At 28.5% G+C, this 24,810-nt stretch carries 24 protein-coding genes and 1 pseudogene; 17 read left to right on the top strand and 8 right to left on the bottom strand.

Going from position 1 to position 24,810, the window contains the following annotated elements:
• Positions 1-127: 127 nt before the first annotated feature.
• From OW730_RS24015 to OW730_RS24000, 4 genes are all read left to right on the top strand, one after another.
• Positions 128-1,303 carry a sensor histidine kinase gene (locus OW730_RS24015; RefSeq protein ID WP_271226583.1) on the top strand — a complete coding sequence of 392 codons (1,176 nt, stop codon included), beginning with the start codon at positions 128-130 and terminating at the stop codon, positions 1,301-1,303.
• 26 nt (positions 1,304-1,329) lie between these two features.
• Positions 1,330-2,019, top strand: coding sequence for a response regulator transcription factor (locus OW730_RS24010; protein WP_271226582.1), 690 nt, complete (start codon positions 1,330-1,332; stop codon positions 2,017-2,019).
• A gap of 198 nt (positions 2,020-2,217) precedes the next feature.
• The gene (locus tag OW730_RS24005; RefSeq protein ID WP_271226581.1) at positions 2,218-3,411 is read left to right on the top strand and encodes an MFS transporter; all 1,194 of its coding nucleotides are present in this window, start codon (positions 2,218-2,220) and stop codon (positions 3,409-3,411) included.
• 308 nt (positions 3,412-3,719) lie between these two features.
• Complete coding sequence (locus OW730_RS24000) at positions 3,720-4,694, top strand: NAD-dependent epimerase/dehydratase family protein (protein ID WP_271226580.1); 975 nt, start codon at positions 3,720-3,722, stop codon at positions 4,692-4,694.
• Between the two features lie 46 nt (positions 4,695-4,740).
• Here OW730_RS24000 and OW730_RS23995 read toward each other — a convergent pair whose 3' ends face one another.
• The gene (locus OW730_RS23995; protein WP_271226579.1) at positions 4,741-4,887 is read right to left on the bottom strand and encodes a hypothetical protein; all 147 of its coding nucleotides are present in this window, start codon (positions 4,885-4,887) and stop codon (positions 4,741-4,743) included.
• Between the two features lie 81 nt (positions 4,888-4,968).
• Here OW730_RS23995 and OW730_RS23990 point away from each other — a divergent pair, with 81 nt between their 5' ends.
• The 4 genes and pseudogenes from OW730_RS23990 (at position 4,969) to tnpB (ending at position 8,436) form a co-directional block, all read left to right on the top strand.
• Positions 4,969-5,643 carry an SIMPL domain-containing protein gene (locus OW730_RS23990; protein WP_271226578.1) on the top strand — a complete coding sequence of 225 codons (675 nt, stop codon included), beginning with the start codon at positions 4,969-4,971 and terminating at the stop codon, positions 5,641-5,643.
• A 111-nt stretch (positions 5,644-5,754) separates the two neighbouring features.
• Positions 5,755-7,104, top strand: a complete 1,350-nt coding sequence (locus OW730_RS23985) for an NAD(P)/FAD-dependent oxidoreductase (protein ID WP_271226577.1) — start codon at positions 5,755-5,757, stop codon at positions 7,102-7,104.
• A gap of 116 nt (positions 7,105-7,220) precedes the next feature.
• A pseudogene (locus OW730_RS23980) lies at positions 7,221-7,286 on the top strand (IS200/IS605 family transposase); the annotation flags it as partial.
• Between the two features lie 61 nt (positions 7,287-7,347).
• On the top strand, positions 7,348-8,436 hold the full coding sequence (gene tnpB / locus OW730_RS23975) for an IS200/IS605 family element RNA-guided endonuclease TnpB (RefSeq protein WP_271229623.1): 1,089 nt from the start codon (positions 7,348-7,350) through the stop codon (positions 8,434-8,436).
• Positions 8,437-8,640: 204 nt separating this feature from the next.
• Here the strand turns inward: tnpB and OW730_RS23970 are convergent, their stop codons facing one another.
• Positions 8,641-8,973, bottom strand: a complete 333-nt coding sequence (locus OW730_RS23970) for a hypothetical protein (protein WP_271226576.1) — start codon at positions 8,971-8,973, stop codon at positions 8,641-8,643.
• A gap of 435 nt (positions 8,974-9,408) precedes the next feature.
• On the opposite strand from OW730_RS23970, the gene OW730_RS23965 reads away from it, so the two are divergent.
• Together OW730_RS23965 and OW730_RS23960 are read left to right on the top strand one after the other, a co-directional pair.
• Positions 9,409-9,807 (top strand): EamA family transporter, encoded by a 399-nt coding sequence (locus OW730_RS23965; protein ID WP_271226575.1) that lies wholly within the window; start codon positions 9,409-9,411, stop codon positions 9,805-9,807.
• A gap of 376 nt (positions 9,808-10,183) precedes the next feature.
• Positions 10,184-11,437: a GNAT family N-acetyltransferase gene (locus OW730_RS23960; RefSeq protein ID WP_271226574.1), complete on the top strand. Its 1,254-nt coding sequence runs from the start codon at positions 10,184-10,186 to the stop codon at positions 11,435-11,437.
• 246 nt (positions 11,438-11,683) lie between these two features.
• Here OW730_RS23960 and OW730_RS23955 read toward each other — a convergent pair whose 3' ends face one another.
• The 4 genes from OW730_RS23955 to OW730_RS23940 all read right to left on the bottom strand — a co-directional run bounded on the left by OW730_RS23955 (position 11,684) and on the right by OW730_RS23940 (position 15,446).
• On the bottom strand, positions 11,684-11,851 hold the full coding sequence (locus tag OW730_RS23955; protein WP_271226573.1) for a (2Fe-2S)-binding protein: 168 nt from the start codon (positions 11,849-11,851) through the stop codon (positions 11,684-11,686).
• 374 nt (positions 11,852-12,225) lie between these two features.
• On the bottom strand, positions 12,226-13,161 hold the full coding sequence (locus OW730_RS23950; RefSeq protein WP_271229622.1) for a sigma-54 interaction domain-containing protein: 936 nt from the start codon (positions 13,159-13,161) through the stop codon (positions 12,226-12,228).
• Between the two features lie 160 nt (positions 13,162-13,321).
• Positions 13,322-13,999: a PAS domain-containing protein gene (locus tag OW730_RS23945; protein WP_271226572.1), complete on the bottom strand. Its 678-nt coding sequence runs from the start codon at positions 13,997-13,999 to the stop codon at positions 13,322-13,324.
• A gap of 145 nt (positions 14,000-14,144) precedes the next feature.
• Positions 14,145-15,446, bottom strand: coding sequence for an L-cysteine desulfidase family protein (locus OW730_RS23940; RefSeq protein WP_271226571.1), 1,302 nt, complete (start codon positions 15,444-15,446; stop codon positions 14,145-14,147).
• Positions 15,447-15,993: 547 nt separating this feature from the next.
• Here OW730_RS23940 and OW730_RS23935 point away from each other — a divergent pair.
• The 4 genes from OW730_RS23935 (at position 15,994) to OW730_RS23920 (ending at position 20,326) form a co-directional block, all read left to right on the top strand.
• Positions 15,994-17,463, top strand: a complete 1,470-nt coding sequence (locus OW730_RS23935; protein ID WP_271226570.1) for a transglutaminase domain-containing protein — start codon at positions 15,994-15,996, stop codon at positions 17,461-17,463.
• Positions 17,464-17,733: 270 nt separating this feature from the next.
• Positions 17,734-19,119: an HD-GYP domain-containing protein gene (locus OW730_RS23930; protein WP_271226569.1), complete on the top strand. Its 1,386-nt coding sequence runs from the start codon at positions 17,734-17,736 to the stop codon at positions 19,117-19,119.
• A gap of 120 nt (positions 19,120-19,239) precedes the next feature.
• On the top strand, positions 19,240-19,692 hold the full coding sequence (locus OW730_RS23925) for an NUDIX domain-containing protein (protein WP_271226568.1): 453 nt from the start codon (positions 19,240-19,242) through the stop codon (positions 19,690-19,692).
• A gap of 85 nt (positions 19,693-19,777) precedes the next feature.
• Positions 19,778-20,326 carry a hypothetical protein gene (locus OW730_RS23920; protein WP_271226567.1) on the top strand — a complete coding sequence of 183 codons (549 nt, stop codon included), beginning with the start codon at positions 19,778-19,780 and terminating at the stop codon, positions 20,324-20,326.
• A gap of 104 nt (positions 20,327-20,430) precedes the next feature.
• On the opposite strand, the gene OW730_RS23915 is transcribed toward OW730_RS23920, so the two are convergent.
• The gene (locus OW730_RS23915; RefSeq protein WP_271226566.1) at positions 20,431-20,931 is read right to left on the bottom strand and encodes a hypothetical protein; all 501 of its coding nucleotides are present in this window, start codon (positions 20,929-20,931) and stop codon (positions 20,431-20,433) included.
• Positions 20,932-21,201: 270 nt separating this feature from the next.
• Here OW730_RS23915 and OW730_RS23910 point away from each other — a divergent pair, with 270 nt between their 5' ends.
• The 3 genes from OW730_RS23910 (at position 21,202) to OW730_RS23900 (ending at position 23,923) form a co-directional block, all read left to right on the top strand.
• Positions 21,202-22,461 (top strand): double-cubane-cluster-containing anaerobic reductase, encoded by a 1,260-nt coding sequence (locus OW730_RS23910; protein WP_271226565.1) that lies wholly within the window; start codon positions 21,202-21,204, stop codon positions 22,459-22,461.
• A gap of 10 nt (positions 22,462-22,471) precedes the next feature.
• A complete protein-coding gene (locus OW730_RS23905; protein ID WP_271226564.1) occupies positions 22,472-22,714 on the top strand; it encodes a DUF3343 domain-containing protein in 243 nt (80 codons plus the stop codon).
• 207 nt (positions 22,715-22,921) lie between these two features.
• Positions 22,922-23,923 carry a LysM peptidoglycan-binding domain-containing protein gene (locus OW730_RS23900; protein WP_271226563.1) on the top strand — a complete coding sequence of 334 codons (1,002 nt, stop codon included), beginning with the start codon at positions 22,922-22,924 and terminating at the stop codon, positions 23,921-23,923.
• Between the two features lie 73 nt (positions 23,924-23,996).
• On the opposite strand, the gene OW730_RS23895 is transcribed toward OW730_RS23900, so the two are convergent.
• A complete protein-coding gene (locus OW730_RS23895) occupies positions 23,997-24,638 on the bottom strand; it encodes an FMN-dependent NADH-azoreductase (RefSeq protein WP_271226562.1) in 642 nt (213 codons plus the stop codon).
• Positions 24,639-24,810: the final 172 nt, after the last annotated feature.

Genomic DNA, 24,810 nt, shown 5'->3' with positions numbered 1-24,810 from the left:
TGGGTTTTTGTTGAATTTTTTTGTAGTGATGTTATTTTTATGTTAGAATCGTAGTATAATTTTATGTAAAAAAATAGGGTCGATGTTAAATAAAGTTAAAATGATGATGTAATGGAGATGTATTATAATGAATAAATTTCAAAAATATAATGATTTTTTTAGAAATGGTCTTTTGATAATTATTGTTGCAAATGTAGCGTTAAAATATAAAAATACCCCGTCAATAGCAATTTTATATGGAGGTATATTTTTAGCTGCAATTTTAAATGATAATCTAAGATACGAGCGGTGGTTTAATAATGAAAAGAAATATATAATTTCCTTGATAACATCTATAGGGTTATGTTTTTTCTTAATGATTATGGCTGGAGGTAATACTATTTTTTACTCGTATTTTCTTTTATATGACATAATTGTTCTTTTAGATGAAAAGAAAGGTCGTATATTTTTTATTATTCATCTTAGTATAAATATCTTTGTAATCTCAATTTATTTGAATCTATTTAATAATATATTTTCATTGAGTTATTGGAAAGATAATTTAATAAATTATGTGCTTTATTTGCTAATTTATCTAGTAAACATTTTTTCATTTATGAGTATTAAGTTTAATATAAGAGAAAAATCAAGAGTTAAAAAATTAAATAATGAATTACAAGAGGCTAATGAGAAGCTCAAGGAATACTCTTTAAAAGTAGAAGAACTCACAATAAAGAATGAAAGAAACAGAGTAGCACAAGAGATTCATGATTCTTTAGGACATTCTTTAACTGCGCTTATAATGCATCTGGATTTTTTAGAAAAAGTTATAGATAAAAAGCCAGAAAAAGCTAAAGAGGTAGTAATTAAATCTCAAGACATAGCAAGAAACAGTATGAAGGATGTTAGAAGAGCTATTTATGCACTGAAGGATAACGAGATTTCAAAAGGTTTACTTTCTTCAATAGAGAACCTAATAGAAAATTTAACTGTTTCTCAGGGAATAAAATTTGATTGTAATATTGTAGATGAGAGTATAGAGAATATAGAAGTTAATATTAAAAACATAATATATATAACAATAAAAGAATCAATAACAAATGGCATTAAACATGGACAGGCGTCTTCTTTCTTTATTAATCTAGAAAAAACAGATAAGGATATAAAATTAAAAATCCAGGACAATGGAAAGGGCTGTGAAAATGTTGTCTTAGGTAATGGATTAAAAGGTATGAAGGATAGAATTGATGCAGTATCAGGACAAATAGATTTCAGTGGAAATAAAGATGGTGGTTTTGAAGTAGAGGTATATATACCTGCGTAAATATTATTTAAAAGGAAGTGTATTAAATGATAAATGTTATGATTGTTGATGATCATTCGATAATTAGAGAGGGGCTAAGTATGACTCTTAGTTTATGTGATGATATCAATATTTGTGGGGAAGCTTCAAATGGAAAGGAAGCAATAGAGTTTCTTGAGAAACACTATAATAATGTTGATGTAGTTCTTTCGGATATTAGGATGCCTGTTATGGACGGTGTTGAAGCTACTAAAATAATAAAAGAAAAATTTGATAATATAAAGATTCTTATACTTACTACCTTTAAAGAGGAAGAATATATATTTGAAGCTTTGAAAAATGGTGCTGACGGATATATTTTAAAAGATGCTAAATCTGAAGAGATAATAAAGGGAATTAAAACTGTTCATTCTGGAAATGTTCTTCTGCAACCAGAAATTGCAGCTAAAGTAGTAAAAGCATTCAATACAATGATGACTTCAAATGATAGCTCAGATGTTAATAAAAGTATTGATTTGAGAAAAGAGCAGAATGAAATAAAAGGCAAATATGAATCCCTTACTGCTAGAGAAAGTGAGATAGCAAGACTTGTGTCTGACGGAAAAAGTAATAAAGAAATAAGTGAAATACTATTTATAACAGAAGGAACAGTGAAAAATCATCTTACTAAAATCCTTGGTAAACTTGAAGTAAGGGATAGAACACAGTTGGCTTTATACATAAAACAATATGACTAAAGTAATACATGAAGGTAATAATACCTTCTTTTTTTATGCCTACAATTGTTACTTTGGTTAGATGGAATAAATAGTTATTTAATGTATTATTAACTTGTAAGGAGTTATTAAAGAAAAAATTTAACTTAAAGATATATGAAATTATGAAAGCGAGGTGAATTCCATTACCAATAATAAATTATTGGTAATGGGCATTGTATGAAAAAATCATTAGGTATTAATAAGGCGGTATATTATATTTCTTTTCCATTAGCATTTATAGGATTTATATTACCGATATATGCAGCAAGTATGGGATCAAGTGTTATGGAAGTTGGACTATTGTATTCAGTATTTTCATTATGTAGTGTGTTGATAAGACCTTTAGTTGGTAAGTTAATTGACACTAAGGGGAGAAAGAGTTGTTTTATTATTGGACTTTTCTGTTATGTTGTTGTAAGTGCTTTATTTTTAGTAGGTAACACTTACAAATATATTTTAGCTGCAAGAGTGGTTCAAAGTATTGCTTCGGCATTTTTATGGATAAGCATTAATACAATGATATCTGATGTAAGTGTAGATTCACGTAGAGCTTATAATTTCGCAATTGTAGGAGAAAATTCAAGCAAAGGCGCAATGATGGGGTCCTTGATAGGATTTGGAATTATGTTCTCATATCAAGGTGATGATAAATTTATATATATATTTGGAGTATATTTTATAGTAGCTATACTAGCATTATTTACTGGAATTAAAAACTGTAGAGAAACAATTAATGATTGTCCTGTTGTAAGTGAAAATAATTCAGTAATTATAAATAGTAGGTTTATTAAATTTTTACTTATAACAATGATTCTTTCCACTGTAACAAGTCTTCTAGCGCCAATATTTTTAATATATATAAGGGATAATATAACAAAAAGTATGACTCAAATAAGTTATTTATATATACCTGCATCTATATTATCAATGATGTTACCTTCAAAATTAGCAAAGTTTACAGATAAGCATAAAAAATACAAGATAATGATTGTTGGAATTATGATAGATGCAGTATTTACACTGATTATACCTGTATTTAAAACTTTTGAGGCATTTATGATAATCTATACTATTACTTGTATTGGTGGAATGTTAAGTGGTCCTGCACAGAAAGCTCTTGTAAGTGAAATGACAGGAGGAAATCAGAGAGGGAAGGCTTATGGGTTATATAGTTTCGCTGTTGGAATAGGGGGGATTATAGGACCTTTAGCTGGAACAGCAATTTATCAATATGTAAGTAGTGATATGGCATTTTATTTACAAGGTGCGGTTTTAATAATTTGTTGTATATTGATAGGCATGTTGTTTAGTATAAATAGAAAAAAAGGTACAGATGTTGTTAGTGATTTAAAGATGGATGAGATTGTTTAAATTTAATTAGTATAAAAACCACGATGTTACTCGTGGTTTTTATAATTATTGATATCATGAGAAGGGTTATTATATAATAAGCTTATCTGATATGTAAAAGTTAACAAATTTTCCTTTTAAAAATTCAAGTATATATTTAATTGATTTTTGATAGATAAAAGCTTGAATATTATAACATACTATATAATAAATATGAGTTATATATTGACAATAAATGCGTAAGATGTTATATATAATATGTACTAAATAATGAATAATATGTAATAAAACACTTGGAGTTCAAAAAAGTTAATATCAGGAGGGGTAGAATGGTATATAAAAAGTCTGAAGTTTTAGTTATGGGTGGTACTGAATTTGTGGGAAGAGCAGCGGCTAAATATTTAATATCACAAGGATATATTGTTGATATTTTTACAAGAGGGGTGAAGCTTGTTGACTATGAGGGAATTAGAAATCATATTACAGGTGATAGAAAATCAACAGAGGATCTAGAAAAAGGTTTAGCCAATATGCATTATGATTTTGTATTTGATATTTCTGCATACACTAAAGAAGATGTAAAAAAGCTTATATCTGTACTTGATAGAAGCAGTATAAAAAGATATGTATTCTGTAGTTCAGGTGCAGTATATATACCATCAGAAGAAATAGTTTCAGAGAATTATACTAGAGGAGAAAACCAAAATTGGGGACCTTATGGATTAAATAAAAAAGAAGCAGAAGATTACCTATTTGAGTTATACGAAAAAGAAAAATTTCCTTGTACAATGTTTAGACCTACTTATATATATGGTGAAGGTAATAACCTATATAGAGAGGCATATTTATTTGAAAGAATAACTAAAGGATTAGATATTCCTATACCAGATGGTAACACTACAACTCAATTTATTCATATTGATGATTTAGTAAGAACTTTTGAAAGTGCATTACACTGTGATACTGCAATTGGACAAGCTTATAATATTACCCATCCTCAAATCATATCCTGGTATGACCTTGTTGAAGCAGCAATAGAAACAGTTGATAAGAAAATAGAAATTGTGAAGGTAAGTAAAACTTTCATGGATAAGCTTAATATTAAAATTTCAAGACAATTCTTCCCTTTTAGAGATGTTACTTATATGTTAGATATAGAAAGATTAAAAGAAGATGGTTTGTATTCGCCTGCTATTACTTTAAAGGATGGATTGAAAAGGGCATTTAAGTGGTATAATGATAAGAATCCTGATATTAAGGATTTAAGAATGGATAAGATGGAATTAATATTAGAGAACCAATAATTGAAATAATTTATAATAAAAGCAGCTAATGATTTAGCTGCTTTTATTATTCATCTATTAAGCTATCAAAACCTAAACCTTTACCCCAAACTGATACCACAGGAAGTACATCTACAAAAGCATCAGAGTCAACTTCAGCTATGAATTTTTTTATTAAATAGATGGATAAATTGTGTTTTTGATAAGATAGCAAAAAGTAACCAATACTTTCACAAGGAATATTATGATATATAAAACAATTAAGAGTAATAATATTTCAATGGAGGCATATTTAATGCATAATTTAATAAATCCTTTTGGATTGAGTAGAAACAATGAGAAAGATTATAACATAAAAGCTTGGGGAGAGGGCATTGTGACAGCTAAGCCTAATCAGGCAATTATTTCATTAGGTGTGGTTACTAAAGATAAAGATGTAAAAAATGCTAAAGATGAAAATGCAGAATTAGCAAATCAAGTACTTAAAAATCTGATGAAAATAGGAATAAAGGAAGAGGAAATTGAAACTTCCACATATACAATAAGTTCAATGTATGACTACCAAGATGGGAAAAAAATCTTTAGAGGATATGAAGTTAAACATATATTTAAAATTACAATAAAAGATCTCTCTAAAGTTAGTGAAGTAATAGATGTTGCAGCTGAGAGTGGAGCAAATGTTGTTAATTATATAAGATTTACAGTTTCAAACCCGGAATTTTATTATAACCAAGCTTTAGAAAAGGCTGTTATAAATGCAAGAAAAAAAGGTGAAGTAGTTGCAAGAACCATAGGAGTTAAAATAAATAAAATTCCATTGAGAGTAAATGAAAAGGAAATTGATAGGGCTGTAAGATATTTTGAAATGTCAAAATTGGCAGTAATGGATTCTTCTACGCCTATACAATTAGGAAATGTAGAGTTTAAATCTAGGGTATCAGTAGTTTTTCAATATGATATGTTTGAATAGTCTAAAAGACCACGATAGAAATGTCGTGGTTTTTCGCACTTGAAGTAGTATTATAGAGTTTGATATTATAAATTTAATTATAAAAGTATGTTTTAAGAAAGGATAATATAAATGTATGACATAACTATAGTAGGGGCAGGGGTTAGTGGTATTTTTCTTGCATATACATTATTGCAGACTGAAAGAAAATTAAAAATACTTATGATAGAAAAAGGAAAGAAATTTATAGATAGAATATGTCCAATTGAAAGTGAGGCTAATAAAAAATGTGTTGATTGTAAAATTTGCAGTAAGACTCAAGGTTTTGGGGGCATGGGTAGATCTGAGGGGAAATATAACTATACTAATGACTTTGGTGGCAATTTAGGTAAAAACATAGGGAATGAAAAGGCAATAGATTTAATGAAGTATGTTGATAAAATCTTATGTTCATTTGGTGGGGAAAAAGTAGAGTTATATAGTACTGAAAATGAAGAACTTACTAGAATGGCAGAAAAAAATAATTGCAGTATATTAACTACAAAAGTAAGACACTTAGGAACTACTTTATCTTATGAAATTTTAAATAAGATGTATTTATATCTTGAGGAGAAGATTGATTTTGAATTTGAGTCAGACATAAGCTCTATATCTAAAATCAATAATGTATTTAGCTTAAAGAGTAAAGATAAGATTTTTCAGTCTAAGGAAGTTGTTTTAGCCACAGGTATAAGCGGAGGAGAGAGATTTCTTGGGTATTGTAAGTATTTTAATATTAAACAGTATAGAACTAGAGTTGATTTAGGGGTAAGAGTTGAAATGAAGGGTGATCAACTTGATGAAATCCGTAAGAAGTCTTTTGAAACAAAGATAAGTTATAAGGAAGAGGACTTTGAAGCAACAACTTACTGTATGAATCCTAAAGGGAAAGTCATAAAAAAATATCAAGAAGGGTTAGTAATGGCAGATGGTCAAAATTTTCTTGAAACACATAACCCTAGTAATAATTTGAATTTCACTATTTTTGTACCTAAATATTTCTCTTCTTCTAATGAAGCAAAGGAGTATGCTAGAAGTATAATAGAATCTATAAATAAAGGAAAAGAAAGAATTGTGATTCAAAGACTTGAGGATTTATTGAAAAATAGAGCATCCACAAAAGAGCAACTTGTTAAAAATAGTATTGAACCTACTTTGAAAGGGGATGGAGGAAATTTATATAATGAGATTCCTGGTATTTATATAAAGGGTGCATTAAAAATTTTTGAATCAATAGAAAAATTAATAGAAGAAGAAATTCATAAGGATACTTTATTATATGGAGTGGATGTGAAATTTTATGAACCTGAGATTAGTATAAATGAATATTTTGAGACTAAAGAGAAAGGTTTATATGTTATAGGAGATTGTTCAGGAGTAACTTATTCCTTAGCTCAGGCAGCTGCTAGTGGAGTATATCTTGGGAGATGTCTTTTAACGTAACTAGCAGAAGTCTCCCATCTTCTACAAGTGGGAGATGAATGTGTAAAAATAACTTGATTCTATTATTTTTGCATTAAAATATAATCAGTAGTTAATAATAGAAATGGGTGATAATTTTGAAATTAGATACAAATAATCATTCAGTGTTCTTATTGCATTATCATCTTGTATTAGTTATAAAGTAGAGAAGAGAAGTAATAAAGAAATATATTCAAAATCAAGGTAAAAAGTGAGGTGAGGGAGTTGTTAAAAGCTTATAAATATAGAATCTATCCTAATTCAGAGCAAAGATTATATTTGGCTAAAACATTTGGTTGTACTAGATTCATATACAATAAAATGTTAGCTGATAGGATAAAATCTTATGAAGAAAACAAAGATCTAGACATAAAAAAAGTGAAATATCCAACTCCTGCACAATATAAAAAAGAATTCCCTTGGTTAAAAGAAGTTGATAGTTTAGCTTTAGCCAATGCCCAATTAAACTTGAATCAAGCTTATAAAAATTTCTTTAGGGATAAATCCGTAGGATTTTCTAAGTTCAAAAGTAAGAAAAGTAATTATCACAGTTACACAACTAATAATCAAAACGGAACTGTATGTATTGAATATGGATATATTAAGATTCCTAAATTGAAATCTATGATTAAAATAAAATTTCATAGACAATTCACTGGATTAATAAAGAGTTGTACTATAACAAAAACACCAAGTAATAAATACTATGTTTCAATATTGGTTGATACTGAAAATATAAAGTTGCCAAAAGTAGAAAAAAAAATAGGTGTTGATGTTGGTTTGAAAGAGTTTGCTATATGCTCTAATGGTGATAGATATGACAATCCTAAATGGTTAAGAAAATCAGAAAAAAGACTTAAAAAACTACAAAAGGACTTATCAAGAAAGAAAAAAGGAAGTAATAACAGATATAAAGCTAGATTAAAAGTCGCAAGACTCCATGAGAAGATTACCAATCAAAGAAAAGATTTTTTACACAAGTTATCTACTAAACTAATCTGTGAAAACCAAACAATAGTTATAGAAAACTTAAAAGTAAAGAATATGATGAAGAATGATAAGCTATCAAAGGCAATAGGTGAGGTATCATGGTTTGAGTTTAGAAGAATGTTAGAATATAAGGCAGAATGGAATGACAAAAAGATAGTTATAGCACCATCGAATTATGCTAGTAGTCAATTATGTTCTGAATGTGGTTATAAAAACAAAGAAGTGAAAAACTTAGGGCTCAGAGAGTGGATTTGTCCTAACTGTAATGCGAAGCATGATAGAGATATAAATGCAAGTAAAAATCTACTGAAACTAGCTATATAGTTTTGGTAATAACTAAGGTCGGTGCGACCTTGTAAGCTTGGGTAAACTTGCTCCATTGGGAGTATTGACCAAGAAGCCCCCACTTCAATGAAGTAAGTGGAGGGTAGTTCACATAGTAATGATTAAATTCTATTTATAAGGGGTTTTGTTAGAAAGGAAGTAAAAACTGCTCAAGGTAACTTGAGTAGTTTTTGTTTTTGACAATTAATCCTGTAGTTCAATTCCACAATGCATACAATGTTTAAATCTTCTCTCTTTACCAAAACGCTTACCGCAATGAGGACATTTCCATACAAAAGTTGAAATTAATGCGATTATAAGCATTAGAATAGAAAAGGTAAAAAAAACTACGTCTAAACGAATACCATAAAAACGTGTAGTTTCAATAAAGTTTGTAAATTCTTCTTTAATCAATATACGAACTACAAAAAATATGATAATACATAATTTAAGTGGTATTGTCATAATTTGAGTTTTAAGTTTAATTTTTTTAAAGGCTTGTTTTGCTTCTTCTACTTCATAAGTTGTGTATTGCATATTTCCTCCCATGTTAAAATATTTATTTATATAACAAAAATTTATAATACAAGAAAAAAGGATAAATGTCAATAATATGTGAATTAAGCAAAAGTTACAAAGAAATTTAATTAAGAATTTAGATGAAATTATAAAAAACTTTTACAAAGTAGAAGTCTTTTTTTCTTTATTATTTATTAATAATTAGTTATAATCTAAAGTTGTGAATAAATATATTTCTTTGTTTATAATTTTATTTATAGAATAAATTGCAAAAATAATTACTGTCTAAAGAATAAATATTAAAGTAGAGAGAATAAATCACTATACCTTTGAACAGAGATGAAAGAGTTCACTTATAAAGGTAGTAACGAAAATAAATATTAGTAATATCAAAAATAGAATTATATATTAATAATCTTAGAAAGGGAACTTAAAATGTATTATTTTTCAATATTGTTAGTAATTATTTGCTCAGCAATGTATCATATAGGGCAAAAATTTATAAATGAAAATATAAATCCAATGGTGTCTATGACTGCAACATATTTAGTTGCATTAATTGTTTCTATAGGCTCAATATTTCTTTTTCCAAGTAAAAATATAGTTGGGGCATTTAAGGAATTAAGTTGGCCAAGCTATATCCTTGGAATAGCTGTATTTGGAATAGAAACGGGATTTCTTCTTGCATATAGAAACGGTTGGAATATTAATGTAGCACCTCTTTTTTCAACTACAATTTCAACATTAGTATTAGTAGGAATAGGGATATATATTTTTAAGGAGCATTTATCAGTAGTTAATATAATTGGTATTTGTTTATGTATAGTTGGATTGATTTTAATGAAAAAGTAGAATTTTTAAAGAAATTTAAAGAATATGAAGATATTGACATAAATACAATTAATGTTAAAATATAAATATAAGAATTTTTTATTTTATTATGAAAGGTGGACTTAATACACAGATAGTTAAAACTAATTAAAAAATTGATTATTTTAAGGACCTATAAAGGGTCTATTAAGCATGAAATTTTTAGATATATTAATTAGTAAAACTATTTGCTTTATGTCCATATAATTTAAGACTATTTATAATTATGTTTATGGATATAAGCTGTAAGTGAATTAGTTTACTTACAGCTTTTTTATTTAGATTCTACATAGTAGTATTACTTTTAACATACTCTAATTATTTCTAACTTAAGAAAATAGAAAGGGGAGTATAAAAAGTGAAGATTAAATCATTAAAACAAACAGATAAAGAAAGGTATTTGATATTTAATAAGTTGGTTCATGGAAATCAAAGATTAGAAGAAGAGTTAGATAAACTATTATATAAAAATCCATTTAGTAAGATTGAAGAGGATTGTTTTTATATAGAAGAGTGCAATCAAATTATTTCTTCTGTTGTTGTAACAAAGAAAAATCAAAGGATAGGGAAAAATAAAATCAAGGTTGGAGAGTTCGATATAGTGGGTACTCATCAGGATTACAGAGGAAAAGGTTACTGCAGTAAATTGATGGAGTATTCTTTTAAGAAGATGAAAGAGGAGGGAATATTTTTATGTAGATTAATAGGTATTCCTAATTTTTATCAACAATATGGATTTGAATACGCTGTGCCAGCCTATTTTTATAATTATGTAAATATTGATAAAGAACTGATAAAGAACTGTAAAAGCGAGTATTCAGTAGAAAATGTAAGTGAGTTTAGTAATAAGTTATTAGAGAAAATAATAGAGATATTTGATAAAGAAACAGCTTACAACTTCGGTTCAGAAGTAAGAAGTGTAGAATATTTAAAATACATGATAGAAGAGAAAGCTTTAGATAGAGACTCTTATTGGTATGTTGTATCAAGTGGAGAAGACTTGATGGGTTATGCATGGATAAAAAAAGAAGATAGCCAGTTAATTATTAAAGAAGTAGCAATGCGAAATGAAACAGCAGCAGAAAGTTTATGCTTAAAGATATATGAAATTACAAATGATAAAAACTATAACAAAGTAGGAGTAAGGTGCCCGCTAAATAATAGTTTTGCAAAGTACATTTACAAAAAAGGGGGAACCTTCAGGTGTAACAATGAAATATTTCATGGTACATGGGGGGAAATGTATAAGATTCTAGATCTTAAAAATGCTTTAATGGGGATATCAGGGTTATTGCAAGAGAGATTGAAAGAATCTAAGTTTAATAGGATAAGTGCTAATTATACTATAGTAACTGAAAAAGAAATAGCTACTTTGGAAATAAAAGAAGGAGTTATAAAAATAACAGATACTATAGGAATAAAAGTTAAAATTCCTATGAGTGTGCTTACTTCAATTTATACGGGATATAAATCTATAGAGTATTATAAAGATAAAATACAATACTTAAATGATGAAGTTGAGGAAGTATTTAAAGTATTATTTCCTCAAGGATATCCATATATTTGGACATTAGATATAAATGATAGCTTAAATGAAATTACAGAGATATAAGAGCAACCATGGGGCGGAAGAACTTGTAATGTTACAACTATAGATGGTTCGATAATAATTTTTTGTGAGCCGATTTAAATAATTGAAATCTCATAACAAAAGTCCACTTTTATAAAGGTGGACTTTTAGAATATACATATAAAGAAAGTTAATTAATTCAACAAGTTAAAGAATGATTAAATACCCTGAGTATAAAAATTAAAGACCCTATAAACAAATGAATAGTTGCTTACAGGGTCTTTAATGTTACTTTGTTTCTTCGTCAATTATCCTTTGGATTTCTTGAAAGCAAGTTCCACATCCAGTGCCGGCTGATGTTGCTTTGCCTACTGCTTCAACAGTTTTTACGCCATTTCTAACTGCTTCACGAATTTGATATTCGCTCATTCTAAAACAAGTGTAAATCTCAGGCAAGAATAAATATCTCCAAGAATATTAAATTTATCATATACTTATTTTTAACTATGTTCAATAAAATATTCCTTATATTATAAAAACATCAAGTATTAAAATAAAGTTGAAAGTTGTGAGTTCAGAATTGACAACCAATGATATTTCTCGTCGAGAAATTATTATCATATTTTTCTTTGGACTACAAACAGATTTACTCGTTTCATTTGCAATGAAACATTGTATTTAAAATACAATATTTTATCCCAGATAAAATGAGTAAAGAAATCTTGTTATAAAAAACAATAAAATGTAGATTCTGACCTAAGTCAGAATCATCCAACGTTCTCAACTTTCAATTCTCAACTCTCAACTAAAAAAAGCCCTTCAGGGCTTTTTTATTGATTTATTTCGTATTCTTTAATCTTTCTATACAAAGTAGCTCTACCAATACCTAAAGATTCAGCTGCTTTGGTAATAGCTTGTTTAGAGCTTCCAAAATATTTGATTGCTTTTTCAATCTCTCTTCTTTCTAAATCTTTGATAGCTGTGATGCCTTCAAATTTTGTTTCGTTTAATGATTTACATACGTTTTTCAAACGATTAGGGAGATCTATAACTTGGATTTCACTGCTTCTACACATGTTAACAGCGTATTCAATAGTATTTTCAAGTTCTCTAACATTACCTGGCCACTGATAATTTTTAAGTATATCTAAGGCGCAAGGAGATATCTCCTTAATGTTTTTACCTAACTTTTTATTGCATTTATTTAATAGATATTGCACTAAAATCACAATGTCTTCTTTTCTTTCTCTTAATGATGGAATGTTTACAGGAATAACATTTAATCTATAAAAAAGATCCTGTCTAAATTCACCCTCAAAAGCTTTTTTCTCTAAATCTTTATGAGTAGCTGCGATAATTCTAACATCAATTGGGATATAATCTTTTCCACCAACTTTTTCAATAACATTTTCCTGTACAACTCTTAAAAGTTTAGCTTGAAGGTGAAGTGGTAAATCGCCAATTTCATCTAGAAAAATTGTACCCTTATTGGCTAATTCAAATTTTCCAGCTTTACCGCCACGTCGTGCTCCTGTAAATGCACCTTCTTCATAACCAAAAAGTTCACTTTCCAGTAATTGTTCTGGAATAGCTGCACAGTTTATTGGAATAAAGGGACCACAGAATCTATCACTGTGAAAATGAATAGCCCTTGCAAAGAGTTCCTTTCCTGTTCCACTTTCTCCTTGAATCAATACTGTAGAGGTTGAATTAGAAGCTTTTTCTGCTTCGGCTTTTACCTGTTTTAAACATTGACTTTCACCAATAATGCTATCAAAGCCTGTAATAATTGTACCAGTTGTAATTTTATTTACTGTGTTTAATACTTCAGAGATATTACTGAAGGTAAATACTAAACCAAAGGTTTTATTATCAACTTTAATAGGATTTGCATCAAAAACACCTCTGAAATGATGGTGATTTTTTTTATAGGTGAATTGTCTGTTTTTTTACTCCATTAGTGTGTCCCATCAAAGTATTTAAATTTATATTTTCAATGAAAGCTTTAATATTCATATTTAAGATTTCATCTTCGTTTATATGGAATAATTCAAGAGCTTTTTTATTAAAGCTAGAGACTCTTCCTTCTGTATCAACTGAAATGATTCCTTTGTCTACAGAGTCTATAACAGTCTCTAAATTCTTTACTAAAAGCTTAATTTTATCAGTATTCTCTTGCTCTAATAATTTGGAAGAAATTAAATCGGCCATTCTATTTAAAAATCCTATTAGATTTTCTTTATCATTAATAATTGCATTTCGTTGTTCTTCTTCAAAAGCAATAAGCCCAATAGCCCCAATAGCACGATTACCCACTTTAATTGGACAACAAACTTCTGCACGTTCACTACAGGTTTTCAATGCTTCACATTTTAAACATACAGTATGTTCACCAGGATTTTCAATAATAAAGCTTTCACCTTTGCATAAAGCAAAGCTGAACACAGAATTTTTGCTAACTGGCTCTCCGATACATTGCTTATAACGGCCTGTACCTGCTATTCTATTAAGACAATCATCAACAACAGTTACATCAATCTTAAGTACACTTGATATAGCTTCTGAAATGTTTTGAACACTTGATACAATTTTACTTAAGTTCATAATTTATTCCTCTCCATGTATAAATAAAGATCACTTGAATTTTAAATACAATAGTTTATCCCTAGATAAATGTAGCTTCTGCATATGCAGAAGCATCCATCATTCTCCATTCTACATTCTCAATTCTACATTTGTTTTTAGCGTGTTACGCATGTGCTTGAGCTTGCATTTGCTTCATGATCTTTAAAATGCAACTATCAGCATTTCCCATTCCTTCAACAGATAAAGTTTTTAAATTCTTTATTGTATCTTCAGCAGTTTCAGCAACAATTCCATTTCTTGCAGGAACTATACAATCGTTCATAGCTAAAAGTGCAGATTGTACAGCAGAAGAAGCAGAAGTTGAAAGTTTTAATGCACATCCTACTTTTGCACCATCACAGATCATTCCACTAGTGTTGGCAATCATATTTTTTATAACACCATCTATTTGTTTTTCATTTGCACCCATTAACCAAGCTATTGCTACACCAGCTCCTGTTCCAGCTGCAACACCACAAGCACATAAAGCAGATAATCTACCTATATAACTCTTAGTATAACTATTCATAATGTGACTTATAGCTAAAGCTTTAGCTAATCTTTCATCATCTACATTGAATTTTTTTCTGTAAGCTGCTATAGGTAAAATAGCAGTTAATCCATTATTTCCACTTCCATTACTACTCATAACAGATAAACAAATTCCAGACATTCTAGCATCTGAAGCAGCTGCTGTCATCATCATAGCGGTATTAGCTAAATCGCTAGATAGAATTCCTTTTTCAATATTTTCTTTAAAGCTGTATCCAACTCCCATACCTTTTCTTTCATTTAAACCACATTGAGATACTTTTTCATTCATCTCTAAACCATCTAACATAAAAGAAATATCTTGGTGTGGAATTTTTTCTATTTCTTTTATAATATCAGAAATCTTCATAGTGTATAAAGTATTTTTTGAATTTGTGCTTTGTACACTTTCCTCTTGTGAATCTAATAGTACTTGTCCTTGTTTTTCGATAAACACAAATTTATTGTGTCTTCCTTGGATAATTACTTTAGCAGATCCTTTGTCTGTATCAATCTTTGCTTCAATATATATTTTTTCTTTTGTATCTTTTATATCTAATGATAGTTTCCCACTGTCTAATAAATCATTTGCAAGTTTAACATCCTCTTCAGTAAGACCTTCTAATACTCTTAAGTCTTTTTCGCTTTTCCCGCCTGTTATTCCTAGGGCTGCTGATATGTAAAGTCCTACTTCATTTGTATTTGGGATTCCAACTGCTAATCCATTTTTATATATATTAGGGCCAACTAAAACTTCTATATTATTAATTGTATTAAAATCTATTAACTCTTTAACTTTTGCACACGCCAATGCAACTGCAACTGGTTCTGTACATCCCATTGCTGGAACTACTTCTTCTTTTAAAGTATCAATAATAAGATTTCCTATATTCATGAAATCACTCCCTCTTCTTGTTACAAATAATATAAGCAATTACCATGCCAAAATTATTAAAAGGAGTATTTTTTTATTTTTAATTTGATTTTTAAAATAATTACTATGTAAAGTATGTTGAGTTTCCTTTAATATCAGGTAAAGAAGAGGAGTAATATTTTAAGTTTATTTTTTATTCTTTTTTTTAATAAAGGAAAATATTATTGATATAAGTTTAAAGTAAGATTGAATTTCTCAAAATGAGAAAATATTAAATGGAATAATCTCAAAATGAGAAAGTGGTATCATTTTGAGACTGTTCCTTTTAGAATTTTTAGATGATGAGTTGTGTCTAAATTTTGAAGTTATTGTAAATTAATGTCTAGAGCTGTTGATAATATGGTGATTGTAATTATAATAGTATAGGGTAAGATTTCAATACTGTAAATGAAATACTATTATGGGTATCATGAACTGGAATAAAAAGATTTATTTTAATTGAAATAATAAATTAGTGAGTTGAGAATTTGAAGAAGAAACTGAACGTGGGACTAAAAGGAGACGAAATATGAAGAAATCAAAAAGTATTGTTTTAGCATGTATATTTGTTTTAGGATTAGTAGGATGTGGAGCAAGAGATATTACAAATACATCTATAAATAAAAATACCAATCAATCAGTAGAACAGAAAGAAAATATTAATCAAAATAATAATGAAAAGGATTCAAAAGCTGATGTACAGGTGGAAATAGATTTATCAAAAGAAAATAATACTATCTTAGTTAAAAAAGAAAAAGATATTTATAATTCTTTATTAGATACAATTAAGGAAAGAAGCAGTATTGTAAATTTTGATATATCAGAGTATGAGAATATTAATGAGTTTAGTATGGATATATATATAGATGCTCTTTATATTATTGATAACATTAAGAATGCTTTGATTTATGATCATCCAGAATTAAATGTAGTTGAAAGAATTGAAACAGTATGTGATAAAGAAAAAAAACAATTGAATTTAAAAATATATTATTATTATTTTGAAAAAAACAGTGATATTTTTATGCCTAAAAATAATAAAGAAGTGGCTACTGTGTTAAATAAGAGAATTTTAAAAATGGGGGATAATGCTAAAATAGACTTATTAGGAAATAAATCTAAAAAATATGATGTTAAATATATACCACAGGATAATACCATTATAAACATAAGCAAAGATGGGACTGTGGATACATTAAAAGCTGGGGAAACAGAAATTAATATTAGTATTATTTCAAAAGAAGATAATAGTAAGATATATTCAGGCGCGTTAAGAATAAAAGTACTTCCAGAAAAAACAGTAGAAGCTGCAAATGTGATGGAATTAAGAGAAGCATTGGCTGAGAAGATTGGTGAAGATTCAGTATATATATATATGAAAAATCTTGATGTTGATATTATATATGAAGGGCTGCAGAGTTTAGTTTCTCCATATGTGTTTTTTATATGTAACAATGACTATACCTTAGTAACAATACAGTATTATGAAGATTCAAAAGATAAAGCAATAGGTTTTGTAAAAGAGCTTAATGATAAAGCAGATGAAATAATAAGAGAGATTATTACTCCTAATATGACTGATATAGAGAAAGTTAAAACTGTATATGATTATATTATTAATAATGCAGATTATGATATGGAGTATTATTCAAATGACGGAAAGGTAGATTTTGATTCAAGAACAGCATATGGAATACTTTTAAAAGATAAAGGTATATGCGGTGGGTTTGCTGATAGTTTAAATATATTATTAAGAAAAGTAGGTATAGAATCTTATAGTGTTTCAGGAAATTCAGGTGTGGAAGGACACATGTGGAATGTTGTAAAGTTAAATGATAAGTTTGGGTATTTTGATGTTACATTTGATAATACATATTCTACTGAACAACAAATTAGTCATAAATATTTTAATATTACTGAAGAGGAAATTAGTAAAGATCATGAATGGTATAAAGAGAGAGTTAATAAATTCTTAAGAGCAATAGAAGAAGCTAAATAATTTCATAAATAGCTTGAAGATGATAAAATAGTATCATTTTTAAGCTGTTTTTTTGAGTTTTAAAGTACAAATCTATAACCATAGAACTATCTAAAATATCCTGTAACAAAAAGTAAATTAGTGAAGGAATTTCGTAAACATATGTCGAAATATAAAAATAAGTGTTGAAATTAATGAAATGCTGAAAGTGTGAATTAATGAAGAGGGAGTATTGTTTATTTTATTGAGATACAATAGAGTGTTAATCTAGTATTATTAGGGGGATATAAATTGAGGAGCATAATAAAGGAAAATATGGAGAAAGATGATGTGAAAAATATTAATGTTTTAAAATCTCCTATAAAAATTGCGAGTATTTACGCTATAATAGGTTGTTTATGGATATTATTCTCTGATCGTATTTTAAGTATGATTGTAACTGATAAAGAAATATATAGTACTATTCAAACGTATAAAGGCTGGTTTTTTGTTTTTTTTACAGCTATTATACTTTATCGGTTGATTAAAGCAGATTATAATAAAATCAATAGATTAAGCAGTGATTTAATAGAAAGTAATAAAGAAATGGAAAGAGTGCTGAAAGGGAGAAATGACCTTTTTATACTGTCAACTAAAATACTGGAGAATAGATATATAGATGATGAAGTGTTTTTAAGTGAAACATTCAAAATTGCCTTCCAGTTAGTAAAAGAATGTAATGCAGGTAGTGCTTATATAGTTGAAAATGGAATAGTAAGATTTATAGATGCAATAGGATTTGATATGGAATTATTGGGGAGCTTTAAAATAAGTGAGAGTAAATTTGAATATAAGTTTAATGATATAAAAATTAAAAACTCACCTGAATCAAGTCTTAAGAGAAAAATTACCCCTGAGCAATATAAGGAGTATACTGATAAGAGTGTTGAATTAAAACAATCAATTATTGTAGGTATATCTAATGAGGATACTTTTTGTGGAGGTTTGAGTTTAGACATAACAAAGGATAAAGATGTTGAATTTAGTGATGAAAGTATTCGTAATATAAAAGCATTTCAACAACTGATTAATGGTTTTTATAAGGTTAAAAAGGTGAATGACCAAAGAAATATAGAACAAGGGGATATAGTACATTCATTCATTTCAGCTTTAGAGCTTCATGATGAATATACAAAAGGACATTCTGAAACTGTTGCCTTATATTCGCTTGAAATAGGAAAGCGTTTAAACTTTGATGATAGACAGTTGAACGATCTTTATTGGGCAGCAACTATGCATGACATTGGTAAAATAATAATACCACATAGTATTTTGAATAAAAGTGGTAAATTGACTAAAGAAGAATATGAGCATGTTAAGGAACATACACAAATGGGTTACAATATATTATCTAAGGCGGATTCCTTAAAAGATGTTTCAAAATATGTTTTATTACATCATGAACGATGGGATGGCAAAGGATATCCAGTGGGGTTAAAGGGGGAAGAAATCCCTTTGATATCTCAAATAATTTCTGTAGCAGATTCATGGCACGCTATGACATCGGATAGAACTTATAAAATGAAAATTACAAAAGAACAAGGAATAAAAGAACTGAAAAATAATAGAGGAACACAATTTGCACCAGATATTGTAGATGTGTTTTTAGAAATATTAAATGAAGACCAGGGTGAATAAGTTTACTCTGGTTTATTTTTTATTAATAACCAGCTTTGGTTGTAGTATAATGGAATTAATGTAATTATAATGTATGCGGATTGAGTCAATTAAAATAATTATAAAGAAAGGGAGATTTTAATGCGTATATTCGGGGAAATATTAGAGGGAATCTCATATGAAGAAAGAAAAGGAGTTTATGGAATAGCTATCAATGAACTAGACCAAGTGGCAGTAATACAAATGCCCCATGGCGATTTAATGCCAGGTGGAGGTATAGAAAATGATGAAACAGAAGAAGAATGTCTAAGAAGAGAAATGATAGAAGAAACTGGATTTGAAATAAAGATAAAGGAGTTTATTTGTAAGGGCATTGAATATGGTTACGCATGGAAACCTAAAAAATACTTAAAATTAGTTGGTTCTTTTTATTTAATTGACTTTGAAGAGGACACTGGTTTGAAAAGTGAATTGGATCATAAGTTAGTTTGGAAAGATAAAGAAGAGCTTAAGGATAGTATGCGTCTTGAATATCAATATTGGGCTGTAGAAGAGGCTCTTAAGGTAGTTTCAAAAGAATATGAAAGTCGTTAAGGAATATAAGAATTCAAAGTCAAGAAGAGTGATTTAGTTGAGGGAAGCGAAGTATGTAAAAAGTATTATATGAGTGGGGATGTTGATGATAGAAAGAAAAGAGGTAAAAAAAGATTTAGGAGAAGAACGAGATAAGATTGGAAGATGGCTGCTTATTAATGCATTCATAGCCTTTGTAAGTATGGTTTGTCTTGACAAAGCTATTATTAGAAATGATATTCCGCTAGCTATAGTAGAGTTAATAGCTATACCTGTAAATATTGAAATATTCTTTGTTCCTTTATTAGTTGTATTTTATATTATTTTGATAATAAGATGCTGGATAAATAAAGTTCCTATAAGATTAACTAGAAAAAAAATATTGGGAATCACAGCAGTATTAATAATGGGATGTTATTTTATATGGTTTTTTAACGGTGTGAGAGGTAGCTGGCTTGCAGAAAACATAAAAAAATATGAAGAAAATGGGAAATATTATATTTATAATGGAGATATGAAACTAAGGTGTACAGAAAATGAATATAATTTGATATTAGAAGATAAAACATATATAGTTGAGTATTCATATAATAAATTATTGCCTAACATAGGGAGATTAGATTTTATTAAAATTGCTAGATCAGGATCTGAATAATAACTAAGATTGTTGGTGAGTGCAAAATAGTTGAAGTCAAAAGATGTATTAAAATTATAAAACAGGGTGAATGAACACCCTGTTTTTTTAGTACTGAATCTTTTCTAGTCATCAGAACAACATGAGCAGCAATCTTTTTCACAGTGTTTCACAGGTGGTTTTGATAAGATTTTTAAGGCTTTACAAATATCTGATACATCAATGAAGAACTCGGACTCTTCACCTTCATAGAGAGCATTAATTGTTACATTACATAATAAAGCCTTATTTATAGAGCTAAATAAACCTGGAGTTCCAGGAGTAATGTTAACTACTTGAATAACGTATTTTTCTTCAAAATCAACACAATGATAGCAAAGTACTTCCTTTACTCCAAGTAGATCCTTGTTACTTTCACAATCAGTGCTACCAACTACAAGTCTAACTAAATTTAAATCGAATTTTGGGTGACATTTATTATTTGGATCGAAGAGCTTTGTTTGAAAATAACCTGTAATATTAATTCCTTTTTTAGCAATACAGTCTAAAATGTGACTAAGAGTACAATCATCTACAATAAAGCTAAATTGAGTTCTAAGTTTAAAAGTAAAACAGTTAGTACCCATTTATAACCTTCCTTATATTATTATTTTAAATTTCTAATCATTAGTAGAGTAATTTCGTCATAATTCTTCAATATATTATATTCAAATGTTTTAAAAAATGTACATAAGAATATAAAAAGTATCAATAAAAAATTAATCATTCAAAAAAACAATAGATGGGGTATTATCTATTATAAAACAAAAATTCTAAATATAATTATATATGATAGAATGAATTTAGAACTGATATATTGTGTTTTATAGAATAAGAAAGTTTCAGGAGGGTACAGTATGGCAGATTATAGAGATATGTGGAAAAGATTGAATATGGACCTTGAAAGACACGATCAATTATGTGAGGTATTACCTGAATTATATAGTTCAGTGTATTTAGATCAGAAAGATAGACCAGAAGGGATGAATTACTTCAACTTTGTTATTTCTGAAGTACATGGTCTTAGAGTACAAGAATTAGAAGAAGCAAGAAAAAGTGGTAAAAAAGTAGTTGGTACATTCTGTGTATTTGTACCAGATGAGGTGATACTTGCCTTAGATGCAGTGGGGGTAGGACTTTGTGCGGGTTCTCAATTCTGGATAGAGAGTGGAGAGAAAGTACTTCCTAAAAATTTATGTCCTCTTATAAAAGCATTCACAGGAGCAATGGTTGATAAAACATGTCCATATTTTCAATCATGTGATATGTTAATAGGAGAAACTACATGTGATGGAAAGAAAAAAGCATGGGAAATATTAAATGAATATAAACCAGTACATGTTATGGATCTTCCTCAGATGAAGAGATGTAAAGACCATACAATGTGGAATGAGGAAATTCAAATATTTATTGATAAAATGGAAGAGTTAACAGGAAATAAATTGACTGTAGAAAACCTTAAAAAAGCGATAAACTTATGTAATAGAAAGAGAAGAGTACTTAAGAGACTTTATGATTTAAGAAAGTTCAAACCATCTCCAATTAGCGGACTTGATTCTCTATTAATTTCTCAAATAGCTTTTTATGATGATCCTGAAAGATTCATCGAGAATGTATCTAATCTTTGTGATGAATTAGAAGAAAGAATTAAGAAACAAGTTGATGAAGGCAAGAAAAGAATCATGATAACTGGTACTCCAATGGCTCTTCCAAACTGGAAAATGCACTCAATAATTGAAAATTTAAATGCTCAAGTAGTTGTTGAGGAAACTTGTACAGGAACAAGATACTTTGAGAATGAGGTTTGTGAAGAGGGAGAAACTCTTGAAGAACTTATTAGAAATTTAGGAGATAGATACTTAAACATCAACTGTGCATGTTTTACACCAAACACAGGAAGAATTGATGATCTTGTAAGATATGCTGAAGAATATGATGTTGATGGAGTAATTGATTACGGATTATCCTTCTGTCACACATATTCTATAGAAAGTAAAAGTATACAGGATGCTTTAAGAGAAAAGAATATCCCTGTAATGAGAATTGAAACAGATTATTCTAATGAAGATTCAGGTCAAATTAAAACTAGAATAGAAGCTTTCTTAGAAATGATGTAAGGTGTAATAAATGAAATATTATATATTGTTTGATAGTCATACTGATGGGTTAAAAGTAGAATCGTATTTAAAAAAAGAAGGTATCAAATATACAATATCTCCTACACCAAGACAGTTATCAACTTGTTGTGGAATATCTATCATGTATGATATAGAAGATGAGAATCGGATTAAGAGTATAGTACAAGATAATAATCTTAAAGTAAAGGGGTTTTACAGTTTAGAGAGAACAGTAAAGAACTTCTATACTTAAATAGGAAGCATTATACACTATAATTTAAAAGTAAATAAAATAAAAAAAAGAACTGGAAAGGTTTCATTGTTACATTTTTTCGGTTCTTTTTTATATGGTCTTTTACCCTTCATAAATATAGAATAATATTAAGCAAATGGAAGGAAGTACAAAAAATAAAAATTAATATAACTTACCACACATTTAAGTATTTAGGAGGGAACAATTATGAAGAAAGCAATAACAGCAACTTTAGCACTTGGGATGCTTTTTAGTGCATCAACTACTGCTTTTGCTAATGATGAATACTACACTGTAAAGAAAGGTGATGTACTTTGGAAAATAGCAAGAAAGTATAACACAACATGGGAGAACCTTGCAGAGATAAACAATCTTAAAAATCCACATTTGATTTTCCCAGAACAAAAAATAAAAGTTAGCATTAATGAGGAAATAAGTAAAGAAGAATTAAGTAACTCAGAAAAAGTAGTAGCGGTTTTGAATAGTATCGAAACAGGGGATTCAGAAGCTATTGCATATATTAATCCAGAAAAGTATATTCAGCATAATCTTTCTGCGGGAGATGGGTTAGCAGGATTTGGAGAATTACTTAGTATGCTTCCACCAGGAAGTGCAAAAGTTGATGTAGTTAGAGTATTTGAAGATGGAGACTACGTTGTAACACAAACAGATTATAATTTCTTTGGACCAAAAGTAGGATTTGATATTTTTAGATTTGAAGAGGGCTTAATTGTAGAACATTGGGATAACTTAACTGTGAAGAGTGAAGAAACAAATCCAAGTGGAAGAACACAACTTGATGGAGTAACAGAAGTTGTTAATCTAGATAAGACAGAAGAAAATAAAGCACTTGTTAAAGACTTTGTGGAAACTGTTTTAATGGCAGGAAAATATGATGTAATGGGAGAGTATTTTAATGGTGATAATTATATCCAGCATAATACTCAAATAGCAGATGGATTATCAGGATTAGGACAAGGGATACAAGCTATGGCTGAGCAAGGAATTAATATGGTGTATGAAGAAAATCATATGATATTAGGAAAAGGTAATTTTGTATTATCAGTAAGTGAAGGAACTTTTGGTGGACAGAAAGTAGCTTACTATGATTTATTTAGAGTTGAAAATGGTAAGATAGCAGAACACTGGGATGTTATTGAAAATATCCCTGCTAAAGAAGAATGGAAGAATAATAACGGTAAATTTTAGTTTATAAGATAAGTAAAATAGCCAATGTATTATATAAATCATTGGCTATTTTTAATAAAAATTGTTTGAAAATCTAAAGGCTTGATGCTAAATCTCTAGCTTCTTTTTTGCCTTTTTCAACAGCCTTATGTTCTTGTTCCTCAGTAAATTGAGTATTATCAACAAAAATTTCATGGAAATGTTTTATTCTAAGAAACTTAAAAATATCTTTTAAATATGTTCCACCATGATTTATCTTTCTTTCAAGAAGCCAAGGAACTGGTCCTCCTGAAGATTGAATATATACCATGGTTCTGCATTTATCATCTAGTAAACCTCTAATATCATTTGGCTCAATTTTTATGGTTATATCCTGTTGGATTATACAATCCAAATATTCTTTTAATGGTGCTGGAAACAAAAGGCTCCACATAGGTGCTGCTATTACATAAAAGTCTGCATCTTTGAATTCTTTTGCAAGTTCAACTATTCTAGCCACTTCTTTTTTCTCATCTTCTGATAGTTTATCATATACCTGTTCATCAACAATTTCATTTCTCCCTTTAAAATATTTATAATGAAGTCTAGGAATATTTATATCATAAAGTTCTATCTCTTTAAGTTCGAAATCGTTGTTTTTTTCAAGGAATGCATTTATAAACTCTCTTCCAACTGTCTTGCTAGCAGATATATTTTCTGGTTTTGAGTTACAAGTAATATAGAGCAATTTTTTCATAATAAACACCTCTTCTAGTATTATATATATATAGTATCTACCTAAGATATTGTTAATATGCTAATAGTTGTAATACTTAAACTTATTTTTAATAGCTTTTAAGGTTTCGTTTTTACAGTTTTTAAAGGGATTTTGACATTCTAATTATTTCATAAACTCACTATAATAAATG

The sequence above is a fragment of the Oceanirhabdus sp. W0125-5 genome (genome assembly GCF_027938815.1).
Taxonomy (GTDB): Bacteria; Bacillota; Clostridia; order Clostridiales; family Clostridiaceae; genus Oceanirhabdus.
This window is presented reverse-complemented; position numbering and strand designations above follow the sequence as displayed.